This is a genomic window from Mesorhizobium sp. B283B1A, from assembly GCF_020165735.1.
Classification (GTDB): domain Bacteria; phylum Pseudomonadota; class Alphaproteobacteria; order Rhizobiales; family Rhizobiaceae; genus Mesorhizobium; species Mesorhizobium opportunistum.
Window position 1 is genome coordinate 1 of record NZ_JAIUIQ010000047.1, and the last position, 22,144, is coordinate 22,144.

The window sequence follows — 22,144 nt, forward strand, 5'->3', positions numbered from 1 at the left end:
GCGAGGTCGGATGAGGGGTGTTCCAGGGAACGCCAACGCCTCACTCCGTCACGCACCCCTCATCCGTCTCGGCGCTGTCGCGCCGATCCACCTTCTCCCACAAGGGGAGAAGGAAGAGACGCGCCCCCAACTCATTTGGAGTATCGTCACGATTGCTGCACTATATCCGTGCATAACGGGGTGCTTGGAGAGACGGGCGTTTTGAAGGAAGCAAAAATCCAGAAACCGGAACGGCAGCAGCGCCTGTTCGGCCTGTCGACGCCACTGCGGTCCGCGGTCATTCCGCCGCTGTCGGCGGCGCGCTGGCTGCTGGTGCTGATCGTCGCCGCCGGCGTCTATTTCTTCCACGGCTTCCTGTTCCCGGTGCTGGCGGCGCTCGTCATCGCCTTCGCCAGCTGGCCGCTCTACCGTCGCCTGCTGGCCAGCGTCGGCGGCAACCGCACCATTGCCGCCACCTTTGCCATTCTGTTCATCCTGGCCTTCCTGGTCATACCGATCGCGCTTGCCGGCACCTACGCCATCAACGAGGTGCGCGAGTGGGTCGGCTGGGCGATCGAGACCAATCGGTACGGTGCCACCACACCGCATTGGATTGCCACGCTGCCTGTCATCGGTGAGTGGCTGAACGAGCAATGGACGAACAATTTTGGCCATCCCGGCGGCATCGGCGAGCTGATCCAGTTGATCAGCGGCGCCAATATCGGCAGCATCTATCGCGGCGTGCTCGCCGCCGGCGGCAGTGCTTTCGGGCTGTTGCTGACGCTGCTGTTCATGATGATCGCGCTGTTCTTCGCCTATCGCGACGGCGAACACTTTGCCGGCCAGGTCGACCGGCTCGGCGAACGCATCCTGCCGACCCGCTGGGAGCGGATCTCGCGCGTCGTGCCGGCGACGATCTCCTCGACCGTGACCGGCATGACCGTTATCGCCATCGGCGAGGGGCTGGTGCTGGGCATCGCCTACTGGCTGGCCGGCGTGCCATCCCCGGTAACGCTCGGCGCGCTGACCGGCGTCATGGCGCTGATACCCGGCGGCGCACCGCTGTCCTTCACGCTGGTCTCGATCTACCTCGCTGCCAGCGGTTCGCCGATGGCCGGCCTGGCGCTGTTCCTGTGGGGGGCGGTCGAGCTGTTCATCGTCGACAAGACATTGCGCCCGAAGCTTGTCGGCGGCCCGATAAAGCTACCCTTCCTGCCGACCTTTTTCGGCCTCATCGGCGGCGTCAAGACCATGGGTTTCCTCGGCCTGTTCATCGGACCGGTGCTGATGGCGCTGCTGGTGGCGATCTGGCGCGAATGGCTGCGCGAGGTGGAGCTGGCCGACGAGACGGCCGCCGACTCGGCGGCCGAAATCGAGGCCGGTCCGCAGATCGAAGTCCTGCCGGAATCCAGTGCGGCGAAGAAAGCCAGCGCCTGATAAGGACCGGCTTTGCGCCGTAAGCCGAATTGTCGCTAGACCGGGTGATGCACCGCGAAGTCGACCCGGCGCTTGCGACCGTCATGCAGCTGCCAGAGCGAGTGCGCGACCAGCGTGACGATCAGGATCGCGCCGCCGATCAGGCTGTTGCGGGTCGGTGCCTCGGCAAAGATCATCCAAACCCAGACCGGCGCCAGCACGGTTTCGAGCAGGTAGAACATCGCCACTTCCGGTCCTGAAATGTATTTCGGCCCGGCGGCGAGGCAGAAGAACGAGATCGGCATGATGACGGCGCCGTTGAAGACGATCCACCATGGCGCGTTCACATGGAAGCCTTCGCCTGACACCATGAAGGCCGCCAGCGCGAGCGGCAGAAGGACGCCGACGAGCGAGGTGAATCCCATGTCCTTGCCGCTGGCGCGCGAGATGGTGATGGCCACCGCGATGAAGAAGGCCGAGCACAGCGCCATGAAATCGCCGAACAGCTTGCCGGTGCCGACCGAGCCGCCGACGATGACCAGCACGCCGAGGATCATGGTCGCCATCGCCGCGATGGTCACCAGCCGCGGCCTTTCCCGCAGGAATATCCACGACAGCAAGCCCGCGAACACGGTGTTGAAGGCCAGGATGAACACCAGGTCGGCGGTCGAGGTGTGATAGACGGCGGTGACGAAGGTGATCCCCGTCAGCCCGTAGCATATCGCCACGATCAGGCCGGACCAGCCGGGGATGAGCGGCGGGGCGTTTCGGCTGAGTGCCCGCCAGACCGACCAAATGACCATGGCCGCGACGAAAGTCGTGCCGGTGCGCAGCAGCATGATCGTCCATGCGCCACCGTCGGCGAGGCGGATCAACGGTATGTCGACAGTTAGCGTCAGCCCGCCGATGGCGGTTATCAAGAGACCCTTTTGGTGATCGTAATGAGAGGACATGCAGGAACTTTCGCAATGAAATGCAGGCTGGCGGCCAGCCGGTGCAATGGCGCACTCTCTCCAGCCAACCGGCTGAAAGACCAGCATCCCCTGCCTTGAAACAGTTTAAGGGTGGGCCGTGGAAAAACTCAGCGTGAAACCGCTTCGTTGATGTAGCGTTCCCAGCCCTTGGGGCCGAGATGCTCCTGCGGCATGAAGCGCATCTTATAATTCATCTTGCGCGAGCCATTGACCCAGTAGCCGAGGTAGACATGGGGCAGGCCCATCGCCCTGGCGCGGGCGATGTGGTCGAGGATCATGAACGTGCCGAGCGAACGCTCCTCGAAATCGGGATTGAAATAGGAATAAACCATCGACAGGCCGTCGGCCATCTTGTCGGTAAGCGCCACGGCGATGAGTTCGCCCTGGCCCTTGCCGGTGATGAAGGTATCGGGGCCGCGGCGCCGGTACTCGATCACCTTGGTGTCGACATGGGTATCCTCGACCATCATGGCGTAGTCGAGCACCGTCATGTCGGACATGCCGCCGCGGCGATGGCGGGCATCGAGATAGCTGCGGAACAGCGAATATTGTTCAGTCGAGGGCTCGGCATTATGCATGGCGCCGACGAGGTCGGAATTATGCTGTAGCACGCGCTTCATGTTGCGGCTGGCGGTGAATTCCTGGGCGAGGATGCGCACGGACACACAGGCGCGGCAGGTCTCGCAGGCCGGTCTGTAGGCGATGTTCTGCGAGCGCCTGAAGCCGCCTTGCGTGAGGAGATCGTTCATCTCCGACGCCTTGTCGCCGACCAGATGCGTGAACACCTTGCGCTCGAACTGACCGTCGAGGTAGGGGCACGGCGACGGCGCGGTCAGGAAGAACTGCGGCGACTGGGTCGGGTGCTGCGTCATCGAGCCTTGGAAACACTCCTTCGAGTCGCTCTACCTTTGGCGCGGAAAGCGAAAAATTCAACAGGATTGTGAAGGTGCGGACGAACAGACGCCTTCACATTTGCGCCGATATGGCGGTAGCGCTTCCAGAAAATGCCGTCAACGGCCTGTGCGGCTGACCACGGTGCCGAGCAAAAGGTCATGCAGCGTGCGCTTGCGGTCGGCAAACAGGGTCACCAGCAGGACGAGCGGCGACAGGATGACGTTGCCGGCCCAGAACAGCACGGAATGGACGACCGCGGTGAGGCCGTCGATCGGCCTGCCGTCGAGCCGGTCGAGGCGGATGCCCATCATCTTCATGCCCGTGGTGGCCTGGTCGGTGCTGCCCAACGTGTTCCAGATGTAGAGGATGGCAACGGCCGGCACGAGGACGCCAAACAGCACCCAGCCAAGGCCGAGGGTCAACAGCCCGAGGAAGAACACCAGTATGGCGAACGGAATGCTGAGCAGCGCGACGATGATATAGTCGAGCACGAAGGCCAGGATGCGCCTTGTGCGCACGCCTTCATAAGCCCTGACATCGTCGAGCCTGGTGTTGATGATTTCGCCGTCGAGAACGCGCGCGTTCATGTCATTTCCTCGTAACAGGGCCCGACATAGGGTGCGGGCCGCCCGACAATGAAATGGTGAAGTCCCGTGCCGGAATCAAGATCGGGCTTCATTGCGGGCGCGGGGACGGAACGGCGTCTGGCGCAAGCTGAGCCGGTTGAATTTGCCGCGCGAATGGCATTAGCTTGCTGCGGCGCACCAAAGCGCCGAGGGGCAGGGGAACGGGGCACTATGGACTACGACATGCTGGTCATCGGCAGCGGCCCTTCCGGCCGCCGCGCCGCGGTGCAGTCCGCCAAGCTCGGCAAATCGGTGCTGGTGGTCGATCGGGGCCGGCGTCTTGGCGGCGTCTCGGTGCACACCGGCACCATCCCTTCGAAGACGTTGCGCGAAACGGTGCTCAATCTCTCGGGCTGGCGCGAACGCGGCTTTTATGGACGCGGCTACCGGGTCAAGCAGGATATTTCGGTCGGCGACCTGGTCGAGCGGCTGCACAAGACGCTCGACCATGAGGTCGAGGTCCTGCAGCACCAGTTCATGCGCAACACGGTCAAGAGCGCACGTGCCGCGGTAAAATTTCTCGGTCCAAACAAGGTCAGCCTGACGACCGACAATGGCGACTACAGCGAAGTCGGTTTCGCCAATGCGCTGATCGCGGTCGGCACCAGGCCGCACCGGCCGCGCGACGTGCCCTTCGACAAGACGCGCGTCTTCGACAGCGACGAGATGCTGGAACTCGACCGCCTGCCGCGCACGCTGACGGTGATCGGCGCCGGCGTCATCGGTGTCGAATACGCCACGATCTTTTCCGCGCTCGACGTGCCGGTGACGCTGGTCGAGCCGCGCAACTCCATCCTCGATTTCGTCGACCGCGAAATCGTCGACGATTTCATCCATCAGATGCGTGATCGCGGCATGACGATAAGGCTGGGCAGCGCGGTGAAGGAAATCCGCTCCAAGCCCGAAGCCGCCGAGGTGGAACTGGCCGATGGCCGCACCATTCGCTCCGAGGTCGTGCTCTACGCCGCCGGCCGCACCGGCAATGTCGGCAGCCTGGGGCTGGATGTGGTCGGCATCGATGCCGATACCCGAGGCCGCATCAAGGTCGATCCGCGGACCTTCCAGACCAGCGTGCCGAACATCTATGCCGCCGGCGACGTCATCGGCTTTCCGAGCCTCGCCTCCACCTCGATGGAGCAGGGCAGGGTCGCCGCCTGCCATGCCTTCGGCGTGGCATTGCCGCCGCCGCCGGAAACGTTCCCCTATGGCATCTACGCGGTGCCGGAAATCTCGACCGTCGGCCAGTCCGAGGAACAGGTACGCGAGAGTGGCGCCGCCTACGAGGTTGGCGTGGCGCGCTTCCGCGAGACGTCACGCGGCCACATCATGGGCGTCAACACCGGCTTCCTGAAACTGTTGTTCTCGATCGAAACGCGTCGCCTGCTCGGCGCGCACATCGTTGGCGAGGGCGCTACCGAACTCATCCACATCGGTCAGGCGGTGATCAATCTCGGCGGCACGGTCGACTTCTTCGTCAACAACACCTTCAATTACCCGACGCTTGCCGAGGCCTACAAGATCGCGGGCCTTGATGCCTGGAACAGGATGGGGCGAGGGTAGACGCTGCCTCTCCACGCGGATTCCGCAGGCCGCACGGCCGAGCGCAGATCGACACTCTGACCGTTCGGGACAGAAGCCCTCAGCTTCGCTGTATCGCCGCCGGTCCCGCCAGCCATTGCCTGACGATCGCCGCGTCCGGATCGCCGATTTCATGGCCCGATGGAATGATCCGGGCATCGATCTCGCTGCCGTGGCGGCTGAGCAGCCTCACCAGCGCCGGCGCGAAGGGCCCATAGGTCTCGTCGGCTGCTCCGGCGATGATCAGCGTTCGCGTCCCGATGAGGGTCGCCGCCGGCGCCGGGTCGAGTACAGGCATTTCGGGCTCAGGCATTTCGAGCACGGGCATTGGCCTCAGCAGCGCCGCCCGGCGCACGATGCCCGGATACAGCAGCATCAGGGTTGAAACCAGATTGGCGCCGTTCGAATAGCCGAGGAATGTTGCCCGCGCGAGATCAAGCTCATGGCGCTTGGCCGCTTCGCCGGCGAATGCCGCGAAGGCGGCGGTTTCGGCAAGGATGCTCTGCTGTTCGAATCGCGTCGGGGTGATCCGCTCGAACCAGCGAAAACCGTCCTCCTGGGGGATCCGGCCACGCGCCGCGATCAGCACGGCGTCGGGCGCGATCTGTCTCGCCAGCGGCACCAGGGTGGTCTCGTCGACACCGGAACCATGGAGCAGGAACAGGCATTCACGGCGGCTCCCGCCGGCACCCTGAAGCCGGTAGGGAAAGGCCAGATCCATGAGCAGCGGGCCGTTTTCGACGCTGTCGCCCATCATTCCGCATCCTCTTGATTATATGAGGTTTCGCTGAATTTGCCGGCTTCAAAACGCAATATTTTCATGCTCCGCGAAAGTTGATTGAACCGGGCGCATTCCAGCCCGTTTCTGCGCCGATACACTCCCCTGGGAGGAATCGAAGCGGTGCGCCCCGGGGGTCGCATTGCTGGACATGAACAACCAGCTTTGAGGCCTTTTGTCGATGACCACCCCCATTTCGCCGGCCCCCATTTCGCCGGAGCGCGATACGCGTATCGATGTGCTGCGCGCGCTCGCCCTGCTCACCATCTTCGTCGACCATGTGCCGGGCACGGCTTTCGAGGTCCTGACCTACAAGAATTTCGGTTTCTCGGACGCCGCCGAAGCGTTCGTGCTGATATCCGGCATCTCGGTCGCGCTCGCCTACGGCACGAAATTCCGGCAGGGCGGCCGGCTTCTCGCAACCTTGAAGATGTGGCGGCGGGCGGGTGTGCTCTACGTCACCCACATCGTGACGACCATGGCGGTGATGGCCCTGTTCTGCGCCGTGGCGGTGTTTGCCAGGCGGCCGGACCTGCTGAAGCTGATCAACATCGAGCCGCTGATGAAGAACCCGCCGGAAGTGCTGGTCGGTATCGTCACGCTCGGCCATCAGCTTGGCTACAACAACATCCTGCCTGTTTATGCCGTGCTGCTTTTGATGGCGCCGGCCTTCGTCCTGTTCGTCAGCTACAGGCCCGTCGCCGCACTTGTCGTGTCCGGTGCACTGTGGCTCGTCGCCGGCATCTGGCAGATCGCTCCGCCCAACTATCCCGAGCCTGGCTTCTGGTTCCTCAACCCGCTGTCCTGGCAATTCCTGTTCAACATCGGCCTGGCCGCCATGCTGCATGTCAGGCGTGGCGGTGTCATCCCGGTCAATCGCTGGCTGGTCGGCGCCGCCGCGACCTATGTGCTGACGGCGCTCGTCTGGGTGCACAGTCCGCTGTGGGGGCAGATAACCTGGTTCAAGCTGCCGGTGGTGATCGGCGGCTTCGACAAGACCTTCCTGTCGTTGCCGCGGCTGTTGCACATCCTGGCGGTCAGCTATCTCATCGTCGCCCTGCCGGCGCTCTCCAGCCTGTTCCGGACCAGCCCCGACCATCCGCTGGCGATACTGGGCAAGCGCTCGCTTCCGGTCTTCATCGCCGGCACGCTGATTGCCATGCTCGCCCAGGTGATGAGGCTGATCAATCCGGGCGGGCTCGTCTATGACAGCCTGCTGCTATCGGCCGGCATCGCCATGCAGTTCGCGCTCGCCTTCTATCTCGAATGGCTGTCGACCATCGCAGGCTCGGGCAAAGCCCGTGCGACGCAAAAGGATGTCACGCCGGTCCGCGCGCCGTTCGGCATCTCCGCCGTGGCAAGAGCCAATCGCTGAGCTTGGCCGCGCGGCTCAGCCGCGTGGCGGAGCCGACGAGGCCCGCACGATCAGTTCGACAGGCAGAAGCTGCCGGCTGACCCCGCCGTCGCTGTCCAGGATCGCCTTGACGGCAAGGCGGCCGATCTCGGCGATCGGCTGGGCGATCGTGGTCAAGGACGGTTGGGACGTCGCTGCTTCAGGGACGCCGTCGAAGCCGACGACGGACACATCGCTGGGCACGGCCAGCCCGCGCGCGCTCAGCCATTCGAGCGCCACCAGGGCCGTTCTGTCCGACATCGCCAGGATGGCCGTGGGCGGCTCGCCGGAAGCGAAGATGGCTTCGAGCCCTGCTTTCGTGGTGGCCGCATCGTTGGCGGTCTCGTAGACGGGCACTTTGGATATGTCGACGCCAACCCGAGAAAGCTCCTGGAGATAGCCGGTGAGGCGGTCGCGCGTTCCCGCATAGGTCGCGGCGCGAACCTGTTCTGGCGACACAAGACCTGTCCTGTTGTCGGCGAAAGGCAGCGCCAGGACGGCAAAGCGGCGATGTCCGAGATCGGTGAGATGGCGCGCCGCCAGGCCGGCGCCGGCGATGTTGTCGACGCCGATCGCCGCGACCGAACCGTCCTGCGAATCCAGATCGAGCGCCACGAACGGCAGTTTGCGCTCGCGTGCCAGTTCCACCAGGCGCGAGCCGCCTTCGATGCAGAAGACGATGAAGCCGTCGACCAGCGCGCTCTGGATGTTCCAGGCAAGCTGTTCGTTGTTGGCGGCCGAGACCAGGGAGATCCCGGCCCCGGTTGCGTCGCAGGCCTGCGAGATGCCCGCCATCATGACGCGCGCGAAGGGATCGTCGAAGAAGTAGGAGAGGGGCTCGGCGGTGGCCACGCCGATGGCATTGACCTTGCCGGCCCGCAGCAGCCGGCCCTTCGGATCCGGCCCGCCATAGCCCATCGCCTCGGCAGCCGCCTTGACCCGTTCGCGGACTTCCTCGCGCACGATCTCGGGGCGGCTGAAGACATTGGACGCGGTGCCATGCGAGACACCTGCGGCCTTGGCGATGTCGGCCAGCCGGACGGGTCGTCGATTGCCTGCGGTGAGTGACGCCATTTTGCGCGTGCCTCCTGACATGCATTTAGCACGTTCCGGGCTTGCATCTAGCACTTTCGTTGGATCGATTCAAATTCTGCTTGACCAGCGGCGGCCGACGGCCTATATTTGAATCGATCCAAGTCGGCAGATTCAAGCTGGCGAAACGACCGAAGGGGAGGTGCGCCATGCATCCCGTCAACTATCTTTTTCAAGACATCTATCGCAATGACTGGAGCGTTGCGCCGGCCGCCAGCAGGTCCAGACGTCGAAGTCATGCCGGGCCGTGGATTCGGGACCTTCGCTTTCTGGTGGAGCGCAAGCGGAGCTGATCGGCGCTGCCTTTTTGTGCCTGCCGATTGGATCGATTCAATTCAAGAGAGAGAAAAACCATGCATCCCGTCAAGCATCTGTTCGAAGACATCTATCGCAACTATTGGGGCATCGCGCCGGCCGCCGAGCGGCCCGAGGCGCCGCGCCGGACAAGGCGAGCCTCGCGCCGTCGCGATCTTTGGGTCCGATCCGAACGTCATCGGGACTGACCGTTCGGCATCTCAGGGTCTTGGGCGCGCCAAGGCGGAGGCGGCAATCGCCAGCCAGCCTGCGATGAGCAGGGTGCCGCCGATCGGCGCCGACATCGGAAACAGTCTCGATCCCAAGAAATCGCGGGCGAGCAGATCGCCCGCGAAAAGCACGAGCCCGACAAGCAGGGCCAGGCTGGCGATCCGCAGCAAGCGGTTCGCGCCGGCAAGGCCGACGGCGAGAAACACCGGCGCGTGCATCAAGAGGAACGATGCGGCCGTGCCGGTAAAGGCGCCGCCACGGTGCGCGGCCGCCGCCGACAGTGCCACACCTGCCGCACCGACGAGACCGCCGGCAAGCACCAGGATGCGGTTGGCGTTGGATTCAGCGAGATTCATAATAGCGCCGCCCTTCGACTTTTGACTTGGGCGAATCCCTCAAGGCTCGCCCGCCTCCAGCAGCATATGCCGTGTCCTCCGCGACTGGACAATCCAGTTGTAGACGGCACCGCCGGCCATCAGCGCCGATGTGCCGAGAAACACCGCCGGCATGCCGAAGCGGCCGCCGACGAAGCCGCCGGTCAAGGGGCCGGCGACCTGCCCGACATATTGCGCCGAAATCGCCAGGCCAAGCACGTTGCCGCCGACACCGTCGGGGACGTTGTGGCGGATGACGCTGGTGATGCAGGGCAGCAGGCCGCCGAGCGCCAGGCCCATCAGGAAGCGCAGTCCTATCAACTGCCAGCTGTCGGTGACGAAAGCCTGCGGAATGAGCAGCAGGGCCGAGACGGCGAGCGCACCCACGACGACGTTCCAGTGACCGACGCGGTCGGCGAGCTTGCCGAGCCAGGAGGCCGACAGGATGGTGCCGAGAGCCGCCGCCGACATCACCACGCCGGCGACCAGCGTCACTCGGCTCTGGTCCTCGATGAGCTGCTGGACATAGACGGTGATGATCGGCTCGATCGACATGGTGGCGAACGCAAGCAGCATACCGGTTGTCAGCATCGCCACGACCGGACGTTTGTCCGGGATCTGCGACCAGCCGCTCTTCGCCTTTGCCGACGAAGCGGCTTTGGCTGGCTTCGGGCGGGGCATCTCCTTGATCAGGAAGGTGGTGGCCAGGAAGGCGAGGAAGATGACGCCGCCGGACAACAGGAAGGTGGCGCGGATGCCGATGACCGGCGGTAAGGCGCCGCCGAGCAGGGGGCCGACCAGCGAGCCCGCCGTGATCCCCGCCGACAGGACGCCGAGCGCCCAGCCAGAGCGGTCCTTGGGCGTCTGCATGGCCACCAATATGGTCGAACCCGAGGAATAGCCGCCGGCAAAACCGATCAGCAGGCGCAGCAACACCAATTGCCAGACCGTTTCGACCATGCCTGTCAGCGACATGCAGATCGCCATGCCGAAACTGGCGCGCACCAGCATCACCTTGCGGCCGTAGCGGTCGCCCAGGCGTCCCCACAGCGGCGCAACCATGGCAGCGGCGAAGAAGGTGGCGCCATAGGCGATGCCGGACCACTGCACGATGGCCGCATGTCCCTGCGCGCCGAGCTGTTCGACATAGAGCGGCAGGAAAGGCAGCAGCAGGGTCATGGCGATGAGCGTACTGAACGAGCCAGCGAAGCAGACGGCGAGATTGCGCCGCCAGTGGATGTTGTAGCCGCTTTGTCGGGTGTCTTCCTTCGTCATGTCCTGCCTGCTCGATACCAGCGCTTGTTGCGGATACCGTTTTGGGATACCAAACTGGTATACGTCATGAACTTCAACCCCGCTGCTGTCAATGCGGCTTCGGAAAGGCGAGCGCGATGTCGCAGATGCAGAATGTCGAACGGCGGTTGCGCGAGATGATCCTTGGGCTCGAGGTCGGACCGGGGGAGCGGCTGACGGAGCGTTGGATCGAAGGTCGCTTCGGCGCCTCGCGCACGCCGGTCAGGGCAGCGCTTCTGCGGCTGGAGACCGAGGGGCTGGTCGGCAGGGACGGGCGCGGCTGGACGGTGTCGCCCATCAACCTTGCCGAACTCGAGCAGATCGCGGTCTATCGCGAGGCGGTCGAGGTCGCGGCTCTGCGGCTGACATGCACGCACGTCGACGGGAATGCCATCGATGTCATCGAGGCGATGCTCGATTCCTGCGACGAAAGCACGCTGCGCGAGGAGTGGCATCGCGTTGGCATGGATTTTCACATCGAGCTGGCGCGCCTGTCGGGCAATGAATTCCTGTTCCGGGCCGTTCGCGATGCCATGACGCGGCTGTCGCGCGCCCGCTGGCTTGAGGTTCGCGACGAAGCCGCCCTTGGCCGTGCCTGGGCCGAGCATCGCGCCATCCTGGCGGCAGCACGCCTTGGCGATGCCGATGAAGCGGCCCGCCGGCTTTCAGCCCATATCGTTGGCAGCCGTGACCGACTGGTGACGTCGCTCGCCAACGATAGACGTGGGCTTCGCGCCAGGGGTTTTGCCGTGGTCGCTGCTTAGCGCGGCCTGCACAAGGCGGGGGCAATCGCTGCGAAACGGCGGCGTCCCGACACAAAGCGCACTTTCGGCCTCGCTTCATGGATGCCGATGGCGTAAGAGCGGCGATGGAAAACAACCGATTTGAAACACCCGTGACCGTCAAGTCCGTCACGGCGGGAAGCACTCAGCTCTTGCGTTCGGCCCGGGAGGCTTCCGATTACCTCCTCAACAGCTGGCCCGGCAAGCGCAGCCCCAAGCACCGCGCAGCGCTGCAGGCCTGTCATGACGCGCTGGCCGGCGACAAGCCGGCCATGAATGCCAGGCGTGCCTTCATCGCGGCGGCGCGTGAGGTCGACGTTTTCGTCAGCGACAAGGCGCCCGCTTGACGCAATCCAATCGGATTGAGACGGGCCAATCGGGATTGAGACGGGCCAGCGACGAGGCCCGCATTCGCGGGCCTCTTGCCGTCATTCCTCTGTTTCGGTGTCGGTCTCGGTCTCCGGCTTGGACCGTTCCCGCGCGGCGACCTTGGCGGCCTGCTTTTCGGCCTTCTTGGCTGCTTTCTGCCGGTCGCGTTCCTTGCGTTCCTGATCGTAGTTTGGTGCTCGCGCCATATCGGCTCCTTTTTGACCTGCCTTGCGGCTCAAACCTTGCCTAGGAGCATTAGCCGCCAAACACAACAGCCGACGCAAAAGTACCGCGGCGTTCGCTTCCGCGGTTGGGAGGGCTTGCCAGATGCGCAGCACAATGGTGTAGGAAGCGTCGGGGCGCCAACGAATTGAGAGCTGCCTGTTTGTTTTGATCAAGTGAACCATGGCCACAATTGCGCGGACGACGGCGAGGGTGTTCTATTATGCGCGAAACGTCGCGCGCGACATCATTCCCCAAGCCCTGTTTCGACGCAGGCTGGCCGCTCGTCTCGAAACGGCCAGGCTTTCCGGCGAGCCGGCGCGCCGGCGGCTGAATTACTACAACAAGCTGCAGGATGATTTCACGCCAAGCGCAAAGGCCGTGCGCATCAGCGAGCTGCCCTTCACTCCGACCATGTATTATTACGACCTGAAGGAGTTTGCCCGCTACTTCGATCCCGGCCTGCTGATCGACGTCGAGTTCGGAGACGTCATGAAGGTGCCGAAGGTGCCTTCGATCGTCAAGGATCGGCCGATCCGTGACGACGACGGCAACGCGGTCATCATGAAGCTCGACAAGTTTCGCCATTTCCAGATGCCGGCCGATACGATCCCGTTCGCCGACAAGCTGCCGGCCGTGGTCTGGCGTGGCGATCTCAACAATCCGATCAGGACACGGTTTCTGGAAGCAGCGCGCGACCTGCCGTTCTGCGACGCCGGCTCGCACAAGCCCAACGCGCCGGCAGAGTATGCCAAGCCCTTTCTCACCATCGCCCAGCACCAGCGCTATCGCTACATCGTTTCGCTCGAAGGCAACGACGTGGCGACTAATCTCAAATGGATATTGAACTCGAAGTCACTCTGCTTGATGCCGCCTCCGACATACGAGACATGGTTCGCGGAGCGGCAGCTCGAAGCCAACGTCCACTATGTGCCGCTCGCAGCGGACTTCTCCGACCTTGCTGAACATGTGGCCTTTTTCGAGCGGCACCCGGCGAAGGCCGAACGCATCGTCGCAGCCGCGAACGCCTATTGCCGGATATTCGACAATGAGCAGACCGAACAGGCGATCTCCCTGCTGGTGCTCTACAAATATTTCGTGCTCAGCGGCCAGATCAAGCCGGATGCCGATGTCTGGCGCTACATAACGGGATAGTTGCCGGCGACATAGCCGGCCCCTGTGGCCAAACGCGCCGTTGCCATTTGGAGGCGCCGCCTATTTTTGCGAAATCTCTGACACGACCACGCGGGAGCGCGCGAGGAACTATTTCGGCTGTCGTGCGTTTGCTGGCGCTTGTTTTGATCAGAGAACGATGGCCACCATACAGCGAACGACCCAAAAGGTTTTCTACTATGCGCGAAATGTCATCCGCGATGTCGCACCACAGGCAATCTTCCGACGACGGCTGGCAGGTCGCCTCGAGCAGGCCAGGCTCTCCGATGAGGCCGTCCGCCAACGATTGAACGACTACAACAAGCTTCACGACACGTTCTCGCCCAGCCCCGATGCCGTCCGTATCGACAGCCTGCCGTCGACACGCAGCATGTATTACTACGACCTGAAGGAATTTGCCCGTTACTTCGATGCCGGACTGCGCCTCGACCTGGAGTTTGGCGACGTCATCGAGGTGCCCAAGGTGCCGTCATTCGTCAAGGATCGCCCGATCCAGGCCGACAACGACAATGCGGTGCTCATGAAGTTCAACAAGTTCCGCCACTTCTACATGCCTGTCGACACGGTTGCCTTCGCCGACAAACTGCCGGCCGTGGTCTGGCGTGGCGATCTCAACAATCCGCTCAGGACAAGGTTTCTGGATGCCGTGCGCGACTTGCCGTTCTGCGATGCGGGCTCGCACAAGCCGAACGCGCCGGCAAAGTACAGCAAGCCCTTTCTCAGCATCGCCCAGCACCTGCGCTATCGCTACATCGTCTCGCTGGAGGGCAATGACGTGGCGACCAATCTGAAGTGGATCATGAATTCGAACTCGCTCTGCCTGATGCCGCCGCCGACCTACGAGACGTGGTTCAGGGAGAGCCAGCTCGAGGCCAATGTCCACTATGTGCCGCTCGATCCGGATTTCGCCGATCTGGCCGAAAAAGTAAGCTATTTCGAACGGCACCCGGCCGCGGCGGAGCGCATCGTCCTCGCGGCCAATGCGCATTGCCGCAAGTTCTCCAACCAGCGAGACGAGCAGGCGATCTCCCTGCTCGTGCTCTACAAATATTTCGTGCTCAGCGGCCAGCTCGAACCCTATCCCGAACTCTGGCGGTTCATCGGGGGTTAGATCCTGATGTCCGTCAGATGGCGCTGCGGTCGAGAACCGTGTCGGCGGGGCTGAAGCGATCCTTTGCCGTCAGTTGCTGGTGCCAGTAGGGGTAGAGCAAAGGCGGCCGGCTGACCGCGTCGAGGCGCTGGCGTTCGTCGGCACTGAGTTCCAGGGCTGCGGCTGCGAGATTATCCTTGAGCTGGGCATCGTTGCGGGCGCCGATCACCAGGGAGGAGACGGCGGGGCGGCCGAGCAGCCAGGCAAGGGCCACCTGCGCCGCGGAAACACCCCGGGCCTTGCCGATTTCGACCAGCACGTCGACGATCCGCCAGAGCCGGTCCTCGTCCCGGATCGGCGGCTCGGACCAGCCGGCGAGCTGTCGGGCGGTGGGGCTGTCGCGGCGGTATTTCCCGGACAGCAAGCCGCCGGCGAGCGGGCTCCACACCAGCACGCCGAGCCCCTGGTCGACCGAAATCGGCAGCAATTCATACTCTGCCTCGCGTGCCTCCAGCGTGTAGTGGATTTGCTGGGTGACAAAACGCGGCTGGTGATGGCTGTCGCTGACGGCAAGCCCCTTCATCACCTGCCAGCCAGAGTAGTTGGAGCAGCCCACATAGCGGATCTTGCCCTGGCCGACCAACGTGTCGAGCGCGGCGATGGTTTCCTCAAGTGGCGTCAGGCCGTCCCATTCGTGCAGGAAATAGATATCGATGACATCGGTCTTGAGCCGCTTCAGGCTCCTCTCGCACTCGCGGATCAGGTGATAGCGCGACAGGCCTTCGTCGTTAGGACCTTTGCCGATCCGCATCCTCGCCTTGGAGGCGATCAGCACGTCGTTCTTGCGCTTGCCGCCGAGTGCTTCGCCAATGATCTCTTCCGAGATGCCGTTCGAATAGACATTGGCGGTGTCGAGAAGATTGATGCCGGCATCGATGCACATGTCGATCATCCGTTTGGCTTCGGCGAGATCGCTGTTGCCGACAGCGGCGAACGGGCCGGCGCCGCCGAAGGTCATGGTGCCCATGGTCAGTGTCGAAACCTTCAGGCCGGAACGGCCGAGAGTGCGGTATTCCATGTCAGTCCTCGCGATTGTGTTGAATTGGGGCCGTATTGAATTGGGCCGTGTTGAACTGGGGCTGAGTTGAATTGGGGCGGCGCGAAAGGGCAGCCCGGAATGCGACCGGAGATTTGTAGGACAATTCGGTCCGCTTGTCGCCATGCCAGGACGACGATCGATCATATCTCGCGGGATTTGCAGCGCCGGCGATCGCGCTCGGGCTGCAATAAAACCGTCACTGCCGGCCTATATTGAATTCGGCTAAGGTGTTCCGTTCCAGGCCGCGGGCCAGCAGGGACGTGAACCGACAGGCTTGCAAGCGGAGCAACTGATATGACCGAGGTGAGACAGAATTCCCCTGCAAAAGACTGGCTCGAAGCCGAGCTCGCCGACACGCTCGACGAAGACTATGAGCTCGAAATGTCGGAACCGGCGCTGTCGATGGAGATCGCCAAGATCTACAAGAACTCGCATCCGCCATCGATCGACCGCATGCAGTATTTCCGCGACCTGATCACCTTGCAGTCGGAGCTGATCAAGCTGCAGTCGTGGGTCGCCTATCACAGGAAGAAGCTGGTGGTGATCTTCGAGGGCCGCGACTCCGCCGGCAAGGGCGGCGTCATCAAGCGCATCACCCAGCGGCTCAATCCGCGCATCTGCCGCGTCGTGGCACTGCCGGCGCCGACCGAACGCGAGAAATCGCAGTGGTATTTCCAGCGCTACGTCCCGCATTTGCCGGCCGGTGGCGAGATCGTGCTGTTCGACCGCTCCTGGTACAACCGTTCCGGCGTCGAACGGGTGATGGGTTTTGCCGGACCGGAGCAGGTCGAGGAGTTCTTCCACGACGTGCCGGAGTTCGAGCGCATGCTGGTGCGCTCGGGCATCACCGTGGTCAAATACTGGTTCTCGATCACCGACGAGGAGCAGCAGATGCGCTTCCTGATGCGCATCCATGACCCGATGAAGCAGTGGAAGCTGTCACCGATGGACCTGCAGTCGCGCGTGCGCTGGGAACAGTACACCAAGGCCAAGGAAGAAACCTTCGCCCGCACCAACATTCCCGAGGCGCCCTGGTTCATCGTCGAAGGCAACGACAAGAAGCGCGCGCGGCTGAACTGCATCGATCATCTGCTGAAGCAATTGCCGTATGAAGAGGTACCGCACGAGGAGATCACGCTGCCCGAGCGCGTCTTCAATCCGGAATACGAGCGCCAGGTTCTGCCGCGCGAACTCTACGTGCCGGAGAAGTATTGAGGCGGATGAGGCTGCGGTCTCCCCCACGTGGGGGGAGATTACGCTCCCCACCTACGCTCGATCGATGATCACATGCGTGGCAAGCGCTGTCGCCACCTGCTCCGTGCATCGATAGCCAAGCTTCACCATATCCAGGCCCGCTAAGAGATGCTCGCCTGTTCCCAGCAGCATCGGCGAGATCGCTAGGTGCATGGTGTCGATAAGTTTTTCCTGGAGATATTGCCGGACGGTCGAGACACCGCCGCCGACCCGCACATCCTTGCCGCCAGCCGCCGACCTTGCCTGCTCGAGCGCCGAATGGATCCCGTCGGTGACGAAGTGGAAAGTGGTGCCGCCCTCCATCGTGATCGGCGCTCGCTTGAAGTGTGTCAGCACGAAGACCGGCACATGGTAGGGCGGGTTGTCGCCCCACCAGCCCTTCCAGGTCTCGTCGGGCCACTCACCGCGGATCGGTCCGAACATGTTTCGCCCGAGGATCCACGCGCCGACATTCTCGAAGCTGCGTGCCGCGAACGCCTCGTCGGCGTCAGTGGTGCCGCCGTCTTGCCCGAGCACCATCTTGCGGAAGGTGCGGGTGTCGACAAACCACTTGTGCAGGGATTCCCCACCAATGCCGAGCGGATTTTGCAGATCCTGGTCGGGACCGGCGCCATAGCCGTCGAGCGATAGGGTGAAAGCGTTGACACGCAGCTTGGACATGAAAACCTCCTCGATAACCAGTTGTATTTTGCAAGTGGTTGCCTTGTAGCAAACCGATTGCGAATTGCAAGTGGTATTTTCTACGGCGAAGAAACACGTACCCGGACCTCTCCGCCAGCAGCGGGAAGTCCTTGCCTGTAAGTTCCTTATGGAAGTCGCGGATGCCGTTCATGGACGACCACGTCGCTGACTGGCCGGGGGAGGGCGAGAACCTACCCCTTCAGCATCGTCGCCACTTCAGGTGCGAAATAGGTCAGGATGCCGTCGCAGCCGGCGCGCTTGAAGGCAAGCAAGCTCTCCAGCATCGCTTTCTCGCCGTCGATCCAGCCATTGGCGCCCGCTGCCTTGATCATCGAATATTCGCCCGACACCTGGTAGGCGAAGGTCGGCATCTGGAATTCGTCCTTCAGCCTGCGGATGATGTCGAGATAGGGCAGGCCGGGCTTGACCATCAGCATGTCGGCGCCCTCGGCGATGTCCTGTTCGGCCTCGCGCACGGCTTCGTCCGAGTTGGCATGGTCGATATAGTAGGTCTTCTTGTCGCCCTTGAGCAGCCCGGCGGTGCCGACCGCCTCGCGATAGGGGCCGTAGAAGGCCGAGGCGAATTTGGTCGCGTAGGACATGATCGCCACGTCCTGAAAGCCGTTGGCGTCGAGCGCGTCGCGGATGGCGCCGATACGGCCGTCCATCATATCGGACGGCGCGATGATGTCGGCGCCGGCCGCCGCTTGGATGACGGCCGCCGCCGCGACCTGATCGACCGTCTCGTCGTTGACGATGATGCCGTCGCGCAGGATGCCGTCATGGCCGTGGCTGGTGAACGGGTCGAGCGCGGCGTCGGTGATGATGCCGATCTCGGGCACCGCGTCCTTTATGGCGCGGGTCGCGCGGTTGATGACATTGTCGGGGTCTAGGATGTGCGAGCCGGTCTGGTCGCGTAAGGCCAGATCGACATTGGGGAAGGTGGCGAGCGCCGGAATGCCGAGCTTGGCGGCGCGTTCCGCCTCCCTGACAGCCAGATCGATCGACAGGCGGAAGACGCCCGGCATGGCCGCAATCGGCTCGCGCACATTTTTGCCCTCGACGACGAAGATCGGCCAGATCAAATCATCGACGGCGAGCCGGTTCTCCTGCACGAGCCGGCGCGACCAATCGGCCTTGCGCATGCGGCGCAGGCGGCGGCTGCCGGTGACGTCGTCGACGCTGCGCGCGCCGGCTGGCTTTGTCGGGGTGAATCTGTTCATTGCCAAAACTCCGGATCAACGGCTTTTACCACGAGCCCTCGATGCTCACCAATGCGACACGTTTGTGCCAGCGGTCGAAGCTGCCAATTTCCCCCCTTGTGGAGAGATGCCCAGCAGGGCAGAGGGGCGCGCTATCCCTCCTGCCTATCCAGTCAAGGCTGCCCATTACCCGAAAGAATCTGCACCGCGCCTCTGATGGCCACACGAAACGCCTCGTCGAAGCTGACGCCACGCGCCTGCCAGCGATAGGTCTTGCCGCGGTCGGCTAGCCGCCAATCGGCGATCCAGCCGAGCTCCTTGTCGCTCCATACGATGCTGCCGGCGAGCGCTTGCGCGCCACCTACTTGTTTGGCTTGCCGATCCAGCCTCGCCATGTCGGCGGCGCGCAGCGCTTTTTCACCCAGGCCGGCAAGCTGCGCAGCCTTCGGAAATGCGACGTGCATCAGCATTGGACCGGCAGCATTGACGAAGGATTCGCGCATCGTTTCGCCACGCTGCTCCTCGGCGCTTAGGACGAAATGTCGGGCACCCTGTTCGGCAACGAGAAAGACCGCGAGCGTCGGCCGGTCGCCCAGCCAGGGCCTGCTGCCCAGCGACGCCAGCACCTTGTCGATCACGTCAGGCTTGTAGAAGCAGGTCAGATCATGCGGCCGGTCATGCGTGCCTTGCTCGTCATGGATCGGAATGCCCTCCAACCGGTCATGGTAGCGGAAAGCATCGACGAAACTGCCGGCTTTGTCGCGCAGATCCGCTATCTCTGGTTTGTCGAGCAACCGCTGATCGCCCGAAACCCTGACCAGGACCCTGTCCAGGCAATCCCTGAAGCCTGTCTGGCGGTTCTCCTCGCCTTGGCCGGTGACGATGGTCTGCGACTGGTAGATCTCGTCCAGCGTGGTTGCCAGCACAGGATGGGCGGCCAGGCATCGACCGATCAGCCCAATTGCCACCAGCGCAAGGCGTAAAAATCGAGCCATGAACAACGTCCGCCGTCCAGCATTTGCCGGTCGATTTCTAACATCGACCACGGACGCGAGCCAAGAGGCGGTACCGGCCGTGTGGCGTTGACGCGTCCTTGCGGCACGCTAGGTCCGCATGGCGACGGAAGGAGCAAGCCATGGTTTTCGTCTGGTCCATCTATGCCGCCTGGCTCGTGCTGATCGTCTACCTGACCGTTTCGGCGTTCGGTGTGAAACGGGACACCGAGGAGCACATCGCGCAGCGACTGGGGCTGATGTTCGCCATGATCCTCGCTTTCCTGCTTCCGCGTGTGCCGATGTTCCGGTTCGTCAACTTCGCACCCGTGAACGCCGTCTTGAGCAGCATCGGTGTCATCGTGGCCGTTACCGGGATGGCCTTCCTGGTCTGGGCGCGGCAAACCCTTGGCAGCAATTGGAGCCAGATCGTCTCCGCCAAGCAGGGCCATGAACTGGTGACGTCAGGCCCTTACCGCTATGTCCGCCACCCCATGTACACAGGCGGCCTCGTCGCATGCATCGGTTCGGCGATCGTGGTGGGCGGTGGTTTCGTCTTTCTGCTGATCCTGCTGGGCGTGATCTTCCTATGGCGTGTCGGTGCGGAAGACAGGCTTCTGGCACGGCAATTTCCCGACGAATTCCCAGACTATGCGCGTCGCACGAAGGCGTTGATCCCGTTCGTGTGGTAGCAATTCCAACCGATCATGCTTCTTGTCCCGGCACACGACAATTGACGTTCGCCCGGTCGCCGCTTAGCACTTCAGTCCCGCAGGCGCGGGGGAGGGATTCTCTGGCGATGGATTTTGGTGGAGGCGACGAAATTCGCTTCGAACGGTTGGGCAGGGCTGGTGTCGTCACGTTGACGCGGCCGCAGGCGCTCAATGCCGTCACCCATCGCATGGTCAAGGCGCTGGGCAAAGCCCTGCGTTCCTGGGAGCGCGACGACGGCGTCGACGTCGTAGTCCTCAAGGCCGAGGGCAGGGCGTTTTCGGCCGGAGGCGACATCCTGGATATCTACGAAGCCGGCCGGGCCGGAGAGCCGCCGGTCGCATTCTTCGCCGACGAGTACCGGCTCAACGCCTACATAGCGCGCTTCAAGAAACCCTACGTGGCGCTCATCGACGGCATCGTCATGGGCGGCGGCGTCGGCATTTCGTTCCACGGCTCGCATCGGGTGATGACCGAGAATGCCCAGTTCGCCATGCCGGAGGTCGGCATCGGGTTTTTCCCCGATGTCGGCGCCAGCCATCTGCTGCCCGATCTTGGCGGCTCGTTCGGCATGTATCTGGCGCTGACCGGCAACCGCATCCGCTATGGTGACGCGCTGTGGTCGGGGCTGGCCACTCACACCATCAAGGCCGAGGACCAGGCGAGCTTCCTCGATCGGCTGGTACTGACCGGCGATCCGGAATCGGTGCTGCGCGGTTTCTTCGTCCAGGCAAAGCGGGAGACCGACAGGTCGATCCTGGAAGCGATATCGCGTCATTTTGCTCAACCGTCGCTGCAGGATGTCGTCGACAGCCTGGAACGCGCGGCGGGCACGGACGAATTCGCGGCAAAAACGTTGGCGACGATCCGCATGCGCTCGCCGACCAGCCTTCGTGTCACCTGGCGGCAGATCAACGCCGGGCTGACATTGTCGATGGACGATTGCATGAAGATGGAGTTCCGCATTCTCAACCGCATGCTAGCCGGACACGATTTCTATGAAGGCATCCGCGCCGCCATCATCGACAAGGGGTCAAAGCCGCAATGGCGGCCGGCAAGTCTCGACGCGGTCAGTGAGGCCGATGTCGAGGCCTATTTCGCCCCGCTCGGTGAACGGGAACTCCTGGCATGAGCGAGGTGACCTCGAGACGCGTGGTGCTTCAGCCCTCGACGGTCGAGGTCATCTTCGCCTGGTTCCAGCGCGTCATCGCCGGCTACTGCCTGCTGTTCGGCATCCTGTACTGGGTCAAGCTGATCGGCTTCTATCCAGGTTCGCTGTGGCGCTTCGACCTCATGCCGGTGCATTGGCAGGTGGCGGCGGTGATGCTCGCCGTGTTCTTCCCCTTTGCCGCGGCGGGGCTGTGGATGCTGGCCTCCTGGGGGCCGGTGATCTGGTTCATTTGCGCAGTCACCGAGACCGTCATGTATGCCGGCTTTCCCGAGCTTTTCGGCCATCGATTGCTGATTGTCGTCTCGCATGCGGCGGTGGCGCTGCTCTATATCGTCTTTCGCGTCGTCATCTGGCTGCAGAAACGCCCCGTACGGCACTAAGCCGTTGAGGGCATTGATGACTTCGTGACAGCCCCGAACCGGCCCCGCGACAAGCGCCTAAGCCTTTAGGTTAATTATCCTTACTCGGGTGACCGT

At 63.1% G+C, this 22,144-nt stretch carries 24 protein-coding genes; 12 read left to right on the forward strand and 12 right to left on the reverse strand.

What is annotated here, in order from left to right; translation table 11 throughout:
* The first annotated feature begins 201 nt into the window (after nucleotides 1-201).
* Nucleotides 202-1,416 carry an AI-2E family transporter gene (locus tag LB577_RS28175; protein ID WP_224689801.1) on the forward strand — a complete coding sequence of 405 codons (1,215 nt, stop codon included), beginning with the start codon at nucleotides 202-204 and terminating at the stop codon, nucleotides 1,414-1,416.
* A 35-nt stretch (nucleotides 1,417-1,451) separates the two neighbouring features.
* On the opposite strand, the gene LB577_RS28180 is transcribed toward LB577_RS28175, so the two are convergent.
* The 3 genes from LB577_RS28180 to LB577_RS28190 form a co-directional block, all read right to left on the reverse strand.
* Entirely contained in the window at nucleotides 1,452-2,348 is an 897-nt protein-coding gene (locus tag LB577_RS28180) for a DMT family transporter (RefSeq protein ID WP_224689802.1), read from the reverse strand.
* A gap of 128 nt (nucleotides 2,349-2,476) precedes the next feature.
* Complete coding sequence (locus LB577_RS28185; RefSeq protein ID WP_023769376.1) at nucleotides 2,477-3,241, reverse strand: arginyltransferase; 765 nt, start codon at nucleotides 3,239-3,241, stop codon at nucleotides 2,477-2,479.
* A 138-nt stretch (nucleotides 3,242-3,379) separates the two neighbouring features.
* A complete protein-coding gene (locus tag LB577_RS28190) occupies nucleotides 3,380-3,850 on the reverse strand; it encodes an RDD family protein (RefSeq protein WP_023780308.1) in 471 nt (156 codons plus the stop codon).
* 210 nt (nucleotides 3,851-4,060) lie between these two features.
* Here LB577_RS28190 and sthA point away from each other — a divergent pair, with 210 nt between their 5' ends.
* Nucleotides 4,061-5,449: a Si-specific NAD(P)(+) transhydrogenase gene (gene sthA / locus LB577_RS28195; RefSeq protein ID WP_224689803.1), complete on the forward strand. Its 1,389-nt coding sequence runs from the start codon at nucleotides 4,061-4,063 to the stop codon at nucleotides 5,447-5,449.
* A gap of 79 nt (nucleotides 5,450-5,528) precedes the next feature.
* Here sthA and LB577_RS28200 read toward each other — a convergent pair whose 3' ends face one another.
* Entirely contained in the window at nucleotides 5,529-6,224 is a 696-nt protein-coding gene (locus tag LB577_RS28200) for an alpha/beta hydrolase (protein ID WP_224689804.1), read from the reverse strand.
* A gap of 202 nt (nucleotides 6,225-6,426) precedes the next feature.
* On the opposite strand from LB577_RS28200, the gene LB577_RS28205 reads away from it, so the two are divergent.
* Nucleotides 6,427-7,620 (forward strand): OpgC family protein, encoded by a 1,194-nt coding sequence (locus LB577_RS28205; RefSeq protein WP_224689805.1) that lies wholly within the window; start codon nucleotides 6,427-6,429, stop codon nucleotides 7,618-7,620.
* 15 nt (nucleotides 7,621-7,635) lie between these two features.
* Here LB577_RS28205 and LB577_RS28210 read toward each other — a convergent pair whose 3' ends face one another.
* Complete coding sequence (locus tag LB577_RS28210) at nucleotides 7,636-8,712, reverse strand: LacI family DNA-binding transcriptional regulator (RefSeq protein ID WP_224689806.1); 1,077 nt, start codon at nucleotides 8,710-8,712, stop codon at nucleotides 7,636-7,638.
* 371 nt (nucleotides 8,713-9,083) lie between these two features.
* Between LB577_RS28210 and LB577_RS28215 the strand changes: the two genes are divergently transcribed.
* Nucleotides 9,084-9,233: a hypothetical protein gene (locus LB577_RS28215; RefSeq protein WP_224689807.1), complete on the forward strand. Its 150-nt coding sequence runs from the start codon at nucleotides 9,084-9,086 to the stop codon at nucleotides 9,231-9,233.
* 12 nt (nucleotides 9,234-9,245) lie between these two features.
* Here the strand turns inward: LB577_RS28215 and LB577_RS28220 are convergent, their stop codons facing one another.
* Together LB577_RS28220 and LB577_RS28225 are read right to left on the reverse strand one after the other, a co-directional pair.
* The gene (locus tag LB577_RS28220) at nucleotides 9,246-9,611 is read right to left on the reverse strand and encodes a DUF423 domain-containing protein (protein WP_224689808.1); all 366 of its coding nucleotides are present in this window, start codon (nucleotides 9,609-9,611) and stop codon (nucleotides 9,246-9,248) included.
* Between the two features lie 39 nt (nucleotides 9,612-9,650).
* The gene (locus tag LB577_RS28225) at nucleotides 9,651-10,904 is read right to left on the reverse strand and encodes an MFS transporter (RefSeq protein ID WP_224689809.1); all 1,254 of its coding nucleotides are present in this window, start codon (nucleotides 10,902-10,904) and stop codon (nucleotides 9,651-9,653) included.
* A gap of 116 nt (nucleotides 10,905-11,020) precedes the next feature.
* On the opposite strand from LB577_RS28225, the gene LB577_RS28230 reads away from it, so the two are divergent.
* Both LB577_RS28230 and LB577_RS28235 read left to right on the forward strand, forming a co-directional pair.
* The gene (locus LB577_RS28230) at nucleotides 11,021-11,686 is read left to right on the forward strand and encodes a GntR family transcriptional regulator (protein ID WP_224689810.1); all 666 of its coding nucleotides are present in this window, start codon (nucleotides 11,021-11,023) and stop codon (nucleotides 11,684-11,686) included.
* A gap of 104 nt (nucleotides 11,687-11,790) precedes the next feature.
* Complete coding sequence (locus LB577_RS28235) at nucleotides 11,791-12,051, forward strand: DUF982 domain-containing protein (protein ID WP_013896014.1); 261 nt, start codon at nucleotides 11,791-11,793, stop codon at nucleotides 12,049-12,051.
* A gap of 81 nt (nucleotides 12,052-12,132) precedes the next feature.
* On the opposite strand, the gene LB577_RS28240 is transcribed toward LB577_RS28235, so the two are convergent.
* Entirely contained in the window at nucleotides 12,133-12,279 is a 147-nt protein-coding gene (locus LB577_RS28240) for a hypothetical protein (protein WP_023780317.1), read from the reverse strand.
* A 199-nt stretch (nucleotides 12,280-12,478) separates the two neighbouring features.
* Between LB577_RS28240 and LB577_RS28245 the strand changes: the two genes are divergently transcribed.
* Both LB577_RS28245 and LB577_RS28250 read left to right on the forward strand, forming a co-directional pair.
* Nucleotides 12,479-13,450: a glycosyl transferase family 90 gene (locus tag LB577_RS28245; RefSeq protein ID WP_224689812.1), complete on the forward strand. Its 972-nt coding sequence runs from the start codon at nucleotides 12,479-12,481 to the stop codon at nucleotides 13,448-13,450.
* Between the two features lie 157 nt (nucleotides 13,451-13,607).
* Entirely contained in the window at nucleotides 13,608-14,579 is a 972-nt protein-coding gene (locus tag LB577_RS28250; protein ID WP_224689813.1) for a glycosyl transferase family 90, read from the forward strand.
* A gap of 13 nt (nucleotides 14,580-14,592) precedes the next feature.
* Here LB577_RS28250 and LB577_RS28255 read toward each other — a convergent pair whose 3' ends face one another.
* Entirely contained in the window at nucleotides 14,593-15,636 is a 1,044-nt protein-coding gene (locus LB577_RS28255; protein WP_224689814.1) for an aldo/keto reductase, read from the reverse strand.
* A gap of 315 nt (nucleotides 15,637-15,951) precedes the next feature.
* Between LB577_RS28255 and ppk2 the strand changes: the two genes are divergently transcribed.
* Complete coding sequence (gene ppk2, locus LB577_RS28260; protein WP_224689815.1) at nucleotides 15,952-16,872, forward strand: polyphosphate kinase 2; 921 nt, start codon at nucleotides 15,952-15,954, stop codon at nucleotides 16,870-16,872.
* A 51-nt stretch (nucleotides 16,873-16,923) separates the two neighbouring features.
* On the opposite strand, the gene LB577_RS28265 is transcribed toward ppk2, so the two are convergent.
* The 3 genes from LB577_RS28265 to LB577_RS28275 all read right to left on the reverse strand — a co-directional run bounded on the left by LB577_RS28265 (nucleotide 16,924) and on the right by LB577_RS28275 (nucleotide 19,789).
* On the reverse strand, nucleotides 16,924-17,571 hold the full coding sequence (locus tag LB577_RS28265; RefSeq protein ID WP_224689816.1) for a dihydrofolate reductase family protein: 648 nt from the start codon (nucleotides 17,569-17,571) through the stop codon (nucleotides 16,924-16,926).
* Nucleotides 17,572-17,783: 212 nt separating this feature from the next.
* Entirely contained in the window at nucleotides 17,784-18,815 is a 1,032-nt protein-coding gene (gene hemB / locus LB577_RS28270; protein WP_224689817.1) for a porphobilinogen synthase, read from the reverse strand.
* Between the two features lie 152 nt (nucleotides 18,816-18,967).
* A complete protein-coding gene (locus LB577_RS28275; protein ID WP_224689818.1) occupies nucleotides 18,968-19,789 on the reverse strand; it encodes a DUF2066 domain-containing protein in 822 nt (273 codons plus the stop codon).
* Nucleotides 19,790-19,929: 140 nt separating this feature from the next.
* Between LB577_RS28275 and LB577_RS28280 the strand changes: the two genes are divergently transcribed.
* From LB577_RS28280 to LB577_RS28290, 3 genes are all read left to right on the forward strand, one after another.
* A complete protein-coding gene (locus LB577_RS28280) occupies nucleotides 19,930-20,478 on the forward strand; it encodes a methyltransferase family protein (RefSeq protein ID WP_224689819.1) in 549 nt (182 codons plus the stop codon).
* Between the two features lie 107 nt (nucleotides 20,479-20,585).
* Nucleotides 20,586-21,629, forward strand: a complete 1,044-nt coding sequence (locus tag LB577_RS28285; protein ID WP_224689820.1) for an enoyl-CoA hydratase/isomerase family protein — start codon at nucleotides 20,586-20,588, stop codon at nucleotides 21,627-21,629.
* The gene (locus tag LB577_RS28290) at nucleotides 21,626-22,048 is read left to right on the forward strand and encodes a DUF6163 family protein (protein ID WP_013896003.1); all 423 of its coding nucleotides are present in this window, start codon (nucleotides 21,626-21,628) and stop codon (nucleotides 22,046-22,048) included. The genes LB577_RS28285 and LB577_RS28290 overlap by 4 nt, the downstream gene beginning before the upstream one ends.
* Nucleotides 22,049-22,144 lie beyond the last annotated feature (96 nt).

Bases quoted from the DNA above. Each gene is read 5' to 3' on its own strand.
- LB577_RS28225 (WP_224689809.1), bottom strand. From the start codon at position 10,904: ATGACGAAGGAAGACACCCGACAAAGCGGCTACAACATCCACTGGCGG.
- LB577_RS28280 (WP_224689819.1), top strand. From the start codon at position 19,930: ATGGTTTTCGTCTGGTCCATCTATGCCGCCTGGCTCGTGCTGATCGTC.
- ppk2 (WP_224689815.1), top strand. From the start codon at position 15,952: ATGACCGAGGTGAGACAGAATTCCCCTGCAAAAGACTGGCTCGAAGCC.
- LB577_RS28185 (WP_023769376.1), bottom strand. From the start codon at position 3,241: ATGACGCAGCACCCGACCCAGTCGCCGCAGTTCTTCCTGACCGCGCCG.
- LB577_RS28255 (WP_224689814.1), bottom strand. From the start codon at position 15,636: ATGGAATACCGCACTCTCGGCCGTTCCGGCCTGAAGGTTTCGACACTG.
- LB577_RS28220 (WP_224689808.1), bottom strand. From the start codon at position 9,611: ATGAATCTCGCTGAATCCAACGCCAACCGCATCCTGGTGCTTGCCGGC.
- hemB (WP_224689817.1), bottom strand. From the start codon at position 18,815: ATGAACAGATTCACCCCGACAAAGCCAGCCGGCGCGCGCAGCGTCGAC.
- LB577_RS28230 (WP_224689810.1), top strand. From the start codon at position 11,021: ATGTCGCAGATGCAGAATGTCGAACGGCGGTTGCGCGAGATGATCCTT.
- LB577_RS28285 (WP_224689820.1), top strand. From the start codon at position 20,586: ATGGATTTTGGTGGAGGCGACGAAATTCGCTTCGAACGGTTGGGCAGG.
- LB577_RS28290 (WP_013896003.1), top strand. From the start codon at position 21,626: ATGAGCGAGGTGACCTCGAGACGCGTGGTGCTTCAGCCCTCGACGGTC.
- LB577_RS28180 (WP_224689802.1), bottom strand. From the start codon at position 2,348: ATGTCCTCTCATTACGATCACCAAAAGGGTCTCTTGATAACCGCCATC.
- LB577_RS28210 (WP_224689806.1), bottom strand. From the start codon at position 8,712: ATGGCGTCACTCACCGCAGGCAATCGACGACCCGTCCGGCTGGCCGAC.
- LB577_RS28265 (WP_224689816.1), bottom strand. From the start codon at position 17,571: ATGTCCAAGCTGCGTGTCAACGCTTTCACCCTATCGCTCGACGGCTAT.
- LB577_RS28205 (WP_224689805.1), top strand. From the start codon at position 6,427: ATGACCACCCCCATTTCGCCGGCCCCCATTTCGCCGGAGCGCGATACG.
- sthA (WP_224689803.1), top strand. From the start codon at position 4,061: ATGGACTACGACATGCTGGTCATCGGCAGCGGCCCTTCCGGCCGCCGC.
- LB577_RS28245 (WP_224689812.1), top strand. From the start codon at position 12,479: ATGGCCACAATTGCGCGGACGACGGCGAGGGTGTTCTATTATGCGCGA.
- LB577_RS28250 (WP_224689813.1), top strand. From the start codon at position 13,608: ATGGCCACCATACAGCGAACGACCCAAAAGGTTTTCTACTATGCGCGA.
- LB577_RS28275 (WP_224689818.1), bottom strand. From the start codon at position 19,789: ATGGCTCGATTTTTACGCCTTGCGCTGGTGGCAATTGGGCTGATCGGT.
- LB577_RS28215 (WP_224689807.1), top strand. From the start codon at position 9,084: ATGCATCCCGTCAAGCATCTGTTCGAAGACATCTATCGCAACTATTGG.
- LB577_RS28200 (WP_224689804.1), bottom strand. From the start codon at position 6,224: ATGATGGGCGACAGCGTCGAAAACGGCCCGCTGCTCATGGATCTGGCC.
- LB577_RS28235 (WP_013896014.1), top strand. From the start codon at position 11,791: ATGGAAAACAACCGATTTGAAACACCCGTGACCGTCAAGTCCGTCACG.
- LB577_RS28190 (WP_023780308.1), bottom strand. From the start codon at position 3,850: ATGAACGCGCGCGTTCTCGACGGCGAAATCATCAACACCAGGCTCGAC.
- LB577_RS28240 (WP_023780317.1), bottom strand. From the start codon at position 12,279: ATGGCGCGAGCACCAAACTACGATCAGGAACGCAAGGAACGCGACCGG.